This is a genomic window from uncultured Clostridium sp. (genome assembly GCF_937920395.1).
Lineage (GTDB): Bacteria > Bacillota > Clostridia > Clostridiales > Clostridiaceae > Clostridium_AD.
In genome coordinates this window covers 22,083-33,988 of sequence record NZ_CALEVF010000044.1, presented here as the reverse complement: position 1 = coordinate 33,988, position 11,906 = coordinate 22,083, and the positions used below count along the sequence as shown (strand labels likewise).

Sequence of the window (11,906 nt, the reverse complement as noted above, 5' to 3'; positions counted from 1 at the left end):
TTCCTGAGGTACCAGAAATACTTAAGGGTAGTGAGGTATTTGCAAATAATAGAGTTCAATTTGCCAGCCCATACGAAATTCCTATTGGTATTGATTATTCAACAGTAACATTTAATCACATAAACTTATTAACAATAGGGATGCTTGCTATTATGGGAAGAGAAAAGAGTGGTAAAACAAACTTTATTAAACACATTATGACAACTATAAATAAAACCATTTTCAATAATTTGACAGAAGCATATGTTTTCGATAGCATGAAGCGTCAACTTGAGAGTGTTAAGGACTTTGGTTACGTTAAACAATATACAATTGACACTGCAGACATAGCAGGTATGATTGATAACATTATAGAAAAACTCGAAAATAGACAAAGTGATTTAATAGAGCGAAGAGGTACAAAATCTGAGAGTGAACTTCTTAAAGAATATCCATTAATTCTGCTAGTTATAGAGAATTCTAGCTTTATTGAGGAAACAGTGAAAGATAAAGAGCTTTATGACAAGTTTTCAAAAATTACAAAACAGTTAAAGAACTTAAAAATTGCCGTTATATTTACAAATCTTGATAACGCAGCAGTAGTATATGGTACACCGGAAATTGTAAAACAAATAAAAGAAAATAAGAAGGTAATCTTATTTGATGATATAGCTAATCTAAAGTTTATAGATATATCATTAAAACAAGAGAGAGAATTTAGCAAGCCAATAAAACTAGGTGATGGATATTTATGTTTTGGAGGCGAAATTGAAAAAATCAAAACAATACTTAACGAGTAGGAGGTTAATAAATGGCATCTGGTACAGGTAGTGTAACAAAAATAGATACAAAAAACTTTAAGGAAGCTATTAGTAGGTTTGGAAATGCTGTAACAACTTACAGATCTGCTAGAGAAAGAGTATTTGATTCAACTGAAAAATTATTATTTGATTGGAAAGGTGAAGGCAAGGATTCTTTTGAAACGCAGTACACTGAACTTAAAACTAAGCTAAAGGATGAAGAAGATAATCTATATACAATAAAGAATGAACTAGAAGATTGCTTGCAAGGTTATTTGGATTGGGATGCACAGCTAACTGCTCAATTTAAGGCATCTGCAGGAGCTCCTAAAAAACCATATACTCCTCCTATTTTAGGAGGTAACAATAATCATTTTAATGGCAGTAGTACTAATCCATTTATGGAGAGCGGCAATAATCAGTTTAATAGTGGCAACAATAATCTGCATTAGGGTGGCGGAGATGCATTTTAAAGTTAGCAGTTTAATGTTAATAGTAGGAGGAGAGTATTATAGATAAGAACCAAATTAAAAGCGATTTAATGAGGTATAAAAGGTCTTTGGTAAATGATTGTTTTTTGATCGAAAATAGTAATGGTGAAACGAACAGGTTACACGAATGTTTTAAAAGTAATGTTAAAAGTGATAACTTAGGAAATACAATTGAAAAAATAGCTAACTTAAAGGAAGGATCACTTGAGAGTGATAGTAATATCTTAAGTGCTCAGAATAATATTCAAAATGAGATTGAAGCTGTCCAAAGGGAAATTGAACAAGAGGAAGCTGCTAGGATAGCGTCCATAAAAGCTAGTATCGCTAAAGCTGAAGCTAATGTTCAAAGAGAAATTGCTCAGATAGAAAAAAATGTTGGAGAAGGAACTGGACAAGTGGTAGATGCTTTAAAGGCAACTGCTGATGCAACCGTAAAGGCTTTAAAAGCTAGATTTTAACAATCAAGTAATAGGTGTAATATTTGCAAATATAGGGAGGGATATAATGAGTGTAATGGTTATTGATTATGGAGCAATTAGTGATATTACTACAGTTGCTACTAGATTAGCAGATGCATTTGAAAGTAAAAAAGAAAATTTTGTATGTACAGTTAATGAACTTAAATTAATACCTACATCGCGTAACAACCTTCGATATGCTAATGATTGTATAAATAAAAAGAATATACAATATCAATCTAAAATTGATAAACTTAAATTATTTGGTACAAAAATGAGTGAATTTTCTGAGAAGGCTAAACTGTCGGATAAGCGAGTTGCTAGCCGTATAACTTCAATAACAGAAAAATTTGAAGGAAAATATGGCATTAATATTAGTAATACTGCGGTTTGGTTGGACAAAGTAAAGAATGGTGGAATTTCTATATTATCAGCGGCTATATTAGGCGGAAATGGATTGAGCCAAAAGGGCGTAAGAGGAGTTAAAGATGGAATTAAGGATTGGTATAATAGTGGTGGCAAATATATAATAAAAGCTGTAGGAACCGTTGCGTTGGCAGTAGTAGCGGCGGCAGTTACAATATTTACATTAGGAACTGGTGCAATGTTCTTTTTTGGTATATTATCGCTAGCTTTGTTAGCAATAGATACGGTTGCTTCAGTGCATTATGATATAAAAGCTTCTCAAAAAGGAAGTAATAGATTAGAAGCAGAAAGACTATCTGGAAAAGGTGGTTTTGAAATGTTTGCATCTGGTGGTAAAGCAATTGATCAGAGATTAAATATTAACAATCATTTTTTTGAAACGGGTCTTAAAGGTGTATATGTAGCTGCAAGCGCTGCTGATTTTGTTTATGGAATGCGTAGTTTAGTAAAATCATTTAGAACTGAACTTAAAAATGTCAATTTAGCTACGAAATATGCTAAAAACAATGGCCGAATTGCGGGGATCAAACACTTTGTCCAAAAATCCTATACTTCTGTAAACAGCAAATTTACAAGAAAGAATACAACGCGAATATTAAAACCAATTCAGAGTATATTGAAGAATAACACGCAACATTATTTCCAAACAAGAAAAGTTATTAATACGGTCTTAAAACCAGTTAGATACTATAAACAACTAAAAAATTATACTTTATATCCTAAGTATAATGCAGGAAAGAAAATTGCTAATAGATTGCTGGAGCCAATAATTGGGCCGGAGCAATTAGAGTTTTCATATTAATAAAATTAAATGTAAAGTAATACGATATAAGGAGGCTACTATGAAAATATCTGAAATACTTCACGAAATAAAAAAACAACTATCTAATAAAGGAGACACTGGATATGAAGATTATCTAGATAATATAATTGGGTGTGTAGTTGAAGGTATTGACTATAAATATGATGGTTTTGTAATTGAACAATTGGAACTTGTGCTTACTGAGTTTTGGAATAATAAAATTAATTTAGATGAGACCATGGAGAAAATAAAGGATTTAATTAGCAGTCATGATGGAAAAAAATATCAACAGAAACTTGGAATGGTAAGGTATGAATTTGATAGTGATAAATTCCATAAAAACAATAAATATATGCTATATATTATTCCTATACCGACAATACTTCTACTGTTGAGACTTGTAACTACTAAAAGTAATACATCAATTGGTGTAACATTGGAGGCTATTGGAACTATATTAGTTGTATTTCTTATTATACCATATCTTTTTACTTACAATGCAAAAAAAGCTAAGTACAAAACAAATTTTATTGAAATTAAAGATAATATTTGTACGTATAATAAGGCGCAATCTGCTTATATTTTTACTGGTGTTGAGAGGAGAATTTACTACATAGATAAGGTTTCATATGCAGAAGCAAATTCAAAAAAATTAGTCATATATGGTAACATTGACGTAAAAAAATGTACCGAGGGGTCCAATAAGGTTGAATACTTTAGGACCGAAAATGAATTGAAAATACCTAATTACTATAAGAATATGGATGAGGTAATTTCATTTATTTCTACAAAAATTGAAAACAATAAAAAAAAATGCAAATAAGATTTAGAAATAAATATGTAGTTGTGAGGAGAAGATAAATGGGAAATGTAAGTATAATGCCTGCTGAGGAGTATAATCAACAAGGAAAAGTATTATTTTCACTTGAAAAATATGATAAAGCTATAGAAATGTACAAAAAAGCTGAGAATGAAGACCAAATGTTTATAGATACATATTATAATCTTGGAGAAGCTTATCTGATGCTTGATATGTATGACAAGGCAAAGGAGTCCTTTAATAAGGTACTTTTAATAGATAAGAAAAATGGAATTACATATTTTCATCTTGGTAATGTTGAATTTTTACAAGGTAACAATGATATGGGTAGAGAATATTATGTTAAGGCTGTAAATAATGGATATGATGATGCACAGCTGTACGTAAATTTAGCAAGGGTAGCAGAAGAAGCTGGGAATAAAGAAGAAGCAATTAAAAATTATAGTAAAGCAATTCTAAGAGATAAGTTTAGAGCAGATGCAAAGTTGCAAAAGGCTCTGATATATATTAACGACAATAAATATGATGAAGCTCTACAAACACTTGATAACATGATTGAGTATAATCCTGATATTTTCGAGGGACATCATTACAAAATATTGCTTAATATTCAGTTAGGTAATTATTTAGAGGCAGAAAAAACTCTGATAAAAGCACAAGCATTATTCCCAGATGATGATGGATTTGTATTTGATAGAATTCTTCTGCTTGAGGGTCAGGAAAAGTATGACGAAGCATTAGACCTAATTAAAGTAAATTATGGTGATTCAAAGGAAAGAAATATAGCATTAGAGAAAGCAAAAATTCTGGTAGCAAAAGAAAGAATAGATGAAGCTGTTAGTTTGTTTGAAGATATTAAGAAAGCTGAAGAAATATTCGATGATGAAACCAGGTTTTATCTTATAAACATTTATATTGGCACTAATAAAATCGATAAGGCATTAGCTTGCTGTAAGGAAATAATGGCCAATGGTGAAGAAAACTCATACTATTTTGCTGCTATTTATTATAATTCATTATGTTTAAGTAAATTAGGTAAAACATCTGAGGCACAACAAGCATATAAAGAAGCATTGGAGACTTTCAGATTCGCTAGTTCTTCAAATCCAGGAATGTTGGATTTAATTATTTATAGAGCATTGTGTTACAAAGAATTAAAAAATTATGATAAGGCGCTTGAAATGGTAAATTATTTAATTGCAATAGATGAAAATTTGGGAGAAGCTTATTTAATAAGAGCAGAAATTTATCAAGAGTTAAATGAAATTGATAAAGCTGAGGCAGATAGAAGCATAGCAGCTTCAAAAAGTAAGGTACTTGGTATGTTAGTAAACCATGGTTCTAAATAGAGGTGGTGATTTTTTATGGCTAAACTTACGATTGACTTAAATCAGCTAGAGCAAACTATTCTTGATTATAATAAATCGTTTGAAGAATTTAAGAAAATGAAAAAAAATTTAGATAGTATAATGGAAAATTTAAGGGGATCGGGTTGGGTTTCAGGTGCAAGCACCAAGTATTTTAAAAAATACAACGATGATTGGAGCACAAATATGGAAATGCATATGAGAATTTTTGCAAATTTACAAGAATGCTTAACAGAAGCAAAGACAAATTATTATGACCTATATCAAGATATTCCAAACTTAGGATCAGATTTGTAACTTATTGATTTAATATAGTCGTTAAAATATTATTTATATAATAGAAAAAATTAAATTTTGAAAAGCCTACTTTATATAATTAATATTTAAGAAAAAAATCAAATCGGATATGCTATTTGAAGGCAGATCGTTCGAAATGTAAAAAGCATAAAGAAAGGCCGTGAATACATGAGAAAAAAGTTTCTAAAGTTTCTAAAGTTACTACCATGGATAATTATTTTCTTAATTATAGTATATTTTGATTTAACTATAGAACATGGACCAGGATCTGGACTTTAATTGAAATAAATTAAGCGACTTGGAGAGCAAAGATAGACATTCATAAGAATATTTTGCAAATTTACAAGAGTGTTTAACAGAAGCAAAGACTTATTGCAATATTCTTAATAAGATATACCAAACTTAGGATCAGATTTATAATTTATTAATTCATTATAGTCGCTAAAATAGCGTTTATATAAATAAAAAATTTTTAGGAGGTATTTATATGTCAAGAATTATGATTACACCAGAGGAACTTAGAGCATCTGCAAGTAAATTTACACAAAAGGCTGGAGAGGTAACAGACATAATTACAACATTAAGAGGTGAAGTTAACCGTCTTGAAAGTTCATGGGAAGGTGCAGCACAAAGTTCATTTTTGCAAGCTTTTTTAGACATGAGTAAAGTATTAGAACAATTCCCAAAAGTTTGCAGTGACGTAACTGGACAATTAAATGGAGTTGCTCAGACTATAGAAGAAACAGATGCATCTTTAGCTAGCCAACTTAAAGGATAATATCACAATAACCATGATAATGGTTTAATAAGTAAGTTGTAGAAAGTATATAAAAAAAGAGCTTGTTATTAAAAAAGCTACTTAAAAACACTAACATAAAGAAAAAGGGGCTGTCTTAAAATGATTAATAGAATCATTGGATAGAGCAGCTCCTTTTTATACATAGTTATGGAATTAACAACAATATATAGTTAAACAATAGATAACAAAAGAAAAAAGATAGGACAGATTTATGACAAAACAATAAAATATTTTAACATAATAAAAACAGAAAAAATAAATAAGGGGGAATAAATAAATGAGAAAAGGAATACTTATTATGTCACTTGCATGCACCTTAACTTTAGTTTTATCAGCATGTGGTGGAGGAACCAATGTATCGGAGAAGGTAACGAATAATGATAAAGTGAAACAGAGTGTCCCAAAAACAGAAAATACAAAAACAGTAGATACAAAAACAACTAATGCAGCTGTTCATTCATTTAAAGTAGCTGATGATTTTTGGGTTACATACAACGGTAAAAAATATAGTTTTCCTACAGATACTTCAATGATTAAAGATTGGAAGGCAGATGAAGTAACTGGTGAATTAAAGCCTAATCAGTATGGTTTATCAGTAAGTTATAATAAAGAGGGATATGTGCCTATATCAGCGACACCTGTTAATGACTCGACTACAAGCAAGAAACTAGCTGACTGTAAAATAGCAGGAATATCAGTTTATAAATTTTCAAGACTAAAGACAATGGAAGTAGCGCTTCCTAATGGAATTAAGATAGGAAGTTCATATTCAGATGTAATAAAGGCATACGGAAAGCCTACAGTTGATAAGGTAAATAAGGATGATGCAACGCTTAAATCAGTGCAGTATAATTTAGAATCAATGATATATGTAAGGATAGATGTAACAAATAATGTTATTAGTGGATTTAAAATAATGTATATGCCAAACTAAGGTTATAAACAATAGGACTTGGAATTAAACTGGTACTTTTTTATTAAATTGAAATAGTTTGCGCAAACTCATGTGGATAACATATTAGCTAAAAAATACATAGAAAAAATTAATGGGAGTGAACTACTGAAGTTTATAGCGATATAAATTTAGTGCTTTTTCTTCGTAAAAATAAAAGAAATGGTCAACTCGAGTGGATTAGAAAAATAGGGTTAGTAAATAAATATTATCCGTTAACCCTATTTTTAGTTGTATATTATTTGTATAATACATAAAAAATAAATCCCCTTTGCTAATCTAGCAAAGGGGATTTATTTATATTACAACTTATTATAGAGTTAGATACTAGTCTATAATTATTCAGTCGTTTCTTCTTCTTTTTTTAGTCTTTTATTTTTTCTTGATTTAGATTTTATAAAGATAATTACTCCACCAAGACATAGTACCAATAAAGTTCCTATAAAAGGAAGTATACTACGAGGATTACTAGTAAGTTTTGGAGCTTTAATAGATTTAATAGCACTTACAAGTGTCTTATTCTCAATTGTAAAGTGGATTGTTTTGGTTGCTACATTGTCAGCTGTATCTGTAGCTTTAATCACTAAGGTATAATGACCAGCATCATTAATAGCGAGCCCATAGATATATGGTTTACCATTCAATGTCATTTGATATTTTACAGCTTCCTCTTGATAAATTTCAGGAATAATTCCTGCTTTATAGGATTTACCTTCCTGAACATTTGTAATTCGTATAATAGGTGGTGTAGTTTTAATGAAAAATGTAAATGATTTTTTAGTTTCTTTTCCAGATTTATTTTTAGCAGTTACTATAATTGTGTGTTTTCCTTCGATGGTTATATCTTCACCATGATATACTTCACCATCTAAAGTCATTGAAATTGAATCAAGTCCATATTTAGAATGTGTAATTAAGTATGGCTTTATCATTGTATTAAAAGTTTTATTATTCAATGGAGTTCTAAACTCAATTGAAGGACTACTCTTATCAATTACAAAGTGAATTAATTGCTCATTACTATTTTCAGCTTTGTCGCTTGACGATAATTTTAAATCATAAACTCCATCTTTAGTTATTTTGCCATTAGAATAACTTACACCGTTTAATGTCATTGAGGAACTAAGTAAATTGGCGTCCGAAAAGGTTATATTAGGATCTACGTCAGTTGCGTAAAAGAAACTTTGAATTAAACCTGATACATTAATTTTTGGTCTAATTGTATCTAATATAAATGTCGAAGTTGTTGGTTTTGAAATATTTCCAGCTTCATCTATTGAAATTGCTTCTATTACATATTTTTGATTTTTCGTTAATACTGGCAAATTATTAGGATTAACTGAAACACCGTTTATTAACACTTCAAAAATAGTATCTTCAGGTGAACCCTTAGTTATCTGTGGTTTAAAAATTGTGTTAACATAAGGAGCATTTTCATTAAAAACTAGTACTGGCAGAGTGCGATCAATATTAAAGGTCAAATCTTTTGTAGTAACATTTTTAGCAAGATCATATGTAGAGGTCTTAATTATGTATTTGCCCTCTTCTGTTTTGCTGAAGTTGTATGAATATGAGCCATTTGCATTTCTTTTAATGCCACTGCTTACATCACTACCATTTATAGTGATCCTACTAGAAGATGGATCAAGATTTTTATCATAAAAAGTAACTATGCCACTAGTAGAAGCATTATTGTTAAATTCATTATCAAGAACTCCACTGATACTAATAGTGGGAGCAGTTTGATCAATTGTATAACTTATAGATTTTACTGATTCTGGGTTTCCTGCTTCGTCCTTAGCTATAATCGTAAGTTCATAGTCGCCATTATCAGATGTAGGAAAGGAAAAAGTATTGTTTATAATATTGAAATTAGCATTTGCTTGTATTTGTTTCCCATTCTTAGTAAGCTTAAATATGGGATACCCGCTAGCAAGGCTATCATCAGTAATCTTAACTATAGGTGTAATAGTGTGATTATTAGTATATTCTTTATTAGTTACACCCATTATTTCAATTTCAGGTGAGCTCCTATCAATAGTAAAGGAGAGGTTTTGAGGGGTTGTAATATTAGATGCATAGTCTTCAGCCGTAACTGTAAGATTATAAGTGCCCGCTGCTAAAGCCGGATAGGAATATAAGCCATCAGGATTAGCACTTGGTGTGATATTATTTATTTGAATACCATCTCTTGTTAGTTTAAAATGAGTTTTACTATCATCAAGATAAGAATCAGTTATTTCTATTTTAGGTGTAGAAATATTTGTATAACTATTATTAGCTATCCCAGAAAAAGTAATATTGGGAGCAGTCCGATCAATTGTATAACTTATAGATTTTATAGATTCTGCGGTTCCCGCTTCGTCTTTAGCAATAATCGTAAGTTCATATTCACCACCTTCAGATGTAGGAAATGAAAAAGTATTGTTTATAATATTAAAATTAGCATTTGTTTTTATTTGCTTTCCATCTTTAGTAAGTTTAAAAGTTGGATAGCCGCTAGCAAGGCTATCATCGGTAATTTTAACTATAGGCGTAATGGACTCATTATTAGTATATTCTTTATCAGTTACACCCATTATTTCAATTTCAGGTGAGCTCCTGTCAATAGTAAAGGAAAGATTTTGAGGGCTTGTAATGTTAGATGCATAGTCTTCAGCTGTAATTGTAAGATTATAAGAACCCTCTGCTAAAGCCTGAAAGGAATATGATCCATCAGGATTAGTAATTGGTGTAATATTATCTAATGTAATACCATCTCTTTTTAGTTCAAAATGAGTTTTACTAGTATCAAGATAAGAATCAGTTATTTTTATTTTAGGCGAAGAAATATTTGTATAACCGTTATTAGCTACCCCAGAGAAAGTAATTAGGGGTGCAGTCCTATCAAAAATAATAGAAGAATCATCAGTTGTGGAAGTATAGTCTATGGACTTGTTTCCTGCATAATCCAATAAAGAAGAAATATTAAAGTTTATGGGTGCATCATCGTCGTTTTCAGCTAATTTATAACTTGCAGAGTATATGTCCCCAGAAATTAAGATAACGTTGCAATCATGACCATTTATTTTGATAAATTGATTATCTTTAAGTTTTTCACTACTGGTAAAGGTTAATTTAACAGTATCTGAGACATTGGCATAGTTAGAAAGCAGGCTATTACCATTGCTTAATTTTAAATTTATATCACTAAAGGTAGGCACAGTTTTGTCAAAAGTTACAATATCTTTACCTGGAACTGATGGAATACCTATATTGCCAGCTTCATCCATTATTCCATCAAAGTCATATTTTATTTGACCATCTTTAGTCGTATTATCGAGGATATATTTAGCTTTATAGTGGTTAGAATTAGGATCCTTAACAGCTAGAACACTATGTCCATCTATATTTACGGTTGTAGTTTTAGATTCAGTCCCATCTGTATCAAATTCTAAAGTTACTTCATTATCTGGTTTGGCAAGATCAGATAATGTATTATTTGATTTGAAAGTAACATTACTAATAGCTGGTGATATTTTATCATGTTTAATGGTTTTATCATCAGTTACAGACTTTATGGTTGATGGATTAATATTTCCAGCGAAATCAGCCAAGTTTGAAATATTAAAGATTATATTTTCTGGATCACTGTCTTTTAAAATATAATCAGATGTATAAGTATATGTAGAATTCGCAGAGCTACTAAGTTGAGGCTTAACTGTTTCACCAAATATTGATATTAGTGTTGAAGGATTTCGTAAATCAAGTGGCATATCAGTTGTAAAGTTTAAATGAATGGTTGAGCCATTTTTAGCTGATTGTTTAGAGCCACTTGAGTCTATACCAACATTACTAACGGTTGGAATCGATTTAAAGAAAGTAACACCACTTCCATAAGTAATAGAAGTCTCCTTTTGGAGAGAAACTACATCAACTATAATTGATAATTGCTCAATTACAAAACTTACATCACCTTTACTATTAGCATCTGTTAATGTGTAGGTAGCGTTGTAGGTGGTCGGAGTAAGTGCTGTAGTAATAGCGGAAACACCATCAATTTTTACTACGGGAACTTTAGTAAGAGGACAAAAACTGGAAAAATTTAAAGTGATAATATCACCAGGTTTTGCATAATCTTTATTTTTATTATTAGAAGATAACGTAACTTCAGATAATATTGGATTTATAAAATTAATGGAATCACCAGAACTTAATTTAGAAACATTTGTTTCCATAGAGTTTGAAGCAAGATCTACTACATCACTAATGTTAAATGTAATTAGACCTTCTTGATCTTTATGGTCTAGTTTATAGGTTGCAGTAAATTCATTATTACCAATTGAATTTACATCAAGTGTATTGCCCAAAATTGTTACAGTTGGTTTTTTAGAAAGACTTTCGCTACTTGTGAATTTTAAGGTAATTGTGTCTCCAACTTTCGCAGTTGAAGAATTACTACTTGAAATGATGTTTACCAGAGGTAAGGTAGGTAAAGTTTTATCTTCGCCGTTATCTGATGGTAAATTATTTTTCTGAGGTATTTGGTCTTGCAAGTTAACCGGTTGTGTTATCGGAGTTGCATTTACTGGAACAATTCCAGTTGAAACTGTAAAGCATATTGCAATAAGTGTTGCTAATTTCTTACGATTCAAGAAATATCTCCCCCTTGATTATTATACAATTATAATATAATTTTACAGTAAATTATGATATAATACAACCATATAAGACAT

The 11,906-nt window shown here is 30.3% G+C and carries 10 protein-coding genes; 9 read left to right on the top strand and 1 reads right to left on the bottom strand.

Translation table 11 applies throughout. The features are described from left to right. The 9 genes from Q0649_RS05215 to Q0649_RS05175 form a co-directional block, all read left to right on the top strand. A partial coding sequence (locus Q0649_RS05215; protein ID WP_298838371.1) for a hypothetical protein occupies window positions 1–779 on the top strand: 779 nt, incomplete at its 5' end. An 11-nt stretch (window positions 780–790) separates the two neighbouring features. After that, entirely contained in the window at window positions 791–1,231 is a 441-nt protein-coding gene (locus Q0649_RS05210; RefSeq protein WP_298838369.1) for a WXG100 family type VII secretion target, read from the top strand. Between the two features lie 89 nt (window positions 1,232–1,320). Then, window positions 1,321–1,728, top strand: a complete 408-nt coding sequence (locus tag Q0649_RS05205; RefSeq protein WP_298838366.1) for a hypothetical protein — start codon at window positions 1,321–1,323, stop codon at window positions 1,726–1,728. A 46-nt stretch (window positions 1,729–1,774) separates the two neighbouring features. Continuing rightward, window positions 1,775–2,956 (top strand): hypothetical protein, encoded by a 1,182-nt coding sequence (locus Q0649_RS05200; protein WP_298838364.1) that lies wholly within the window; start codon window positions 1,775–1,777, stop codon window positions 2,954–2,956. 40 nt (window positions 2,957–2,996) lie between these two features. Further along, window positions 2,997–3,779, top strand: a complete 783-nt coding sequence (locus tag Q0649_RS05195; protein WP_298838361.1) for a hypothetical protein — start codon at window positions 2,997–2,999, stop codon at window positions 3,777–3,779. Between the two features lie 38 nt (window positions 3,780–3,817). Continuing rightward, a complete protein-coding gene (locus Q0649_RS05190) occupies window positions 3,818–5,125 on the top strand; it encodes a lipopolysaccharide assembly protein LapB (protein WP_298838358.1) in 1,308 nt (435 codons plus the stop codon). A 15-nt stretch (window positions 5,126–5,140) separates the two neighbouring features. Then, window positions 5,141–5,440, top strand: a complete 300-nt coding sequence (locus Q0649_RS05185) for a WXG100 family type VII secretion target (RefSeq protein WP_298838355.1) — start codon at window positions 5,141–5,143, stop codon at window positions 5,438–5,440. 487 nt (window positions 5,441–5,927) lie between these two features. Further along, window positions 5,928–6,218 carry a WXG100 family type VII secretion target gene (locus tag Q0649_RS05180; RefSeq protein ID WP_298838352.1) on the top strand — a complete coding sequence of 97 codons (291 nt, stop codon included), beginning with the start codon at window positions 5,928–5,930 and terminating at the stop codon, window positions 6,216–6,218. Between the two features lie 298 nt (window positions 6,219–6,516). After that, entirely contained in the window at window positions 6,517–7,173 is a 657-nt protein-coding gene (locus tag Q0649_RS05175; RefSeq protein ID WP_298838349.1) for a hypothetical protein, read from the top strand. Window positions 7,174–7,529: 356 nt separating this feature from the next. On the opposite strand, the gene Q0649_RS05170 is transcribed toward Q0649_RS05175, so the two are convergent. After that, window positions 7,530–11,825 (bottom strand): Ig-like domain-containing protein, encoded by a 4,296-nt coding sequence (locus Q0649_RS05170; RefSeq protein ID WP_298838346.1) that lies wholly within the window; start codon window positions 11,823–11,825, stop codon window positions 7,530–7,532. Window positions 11,826–11,906 lie beyond the last annotated feature (81 nt).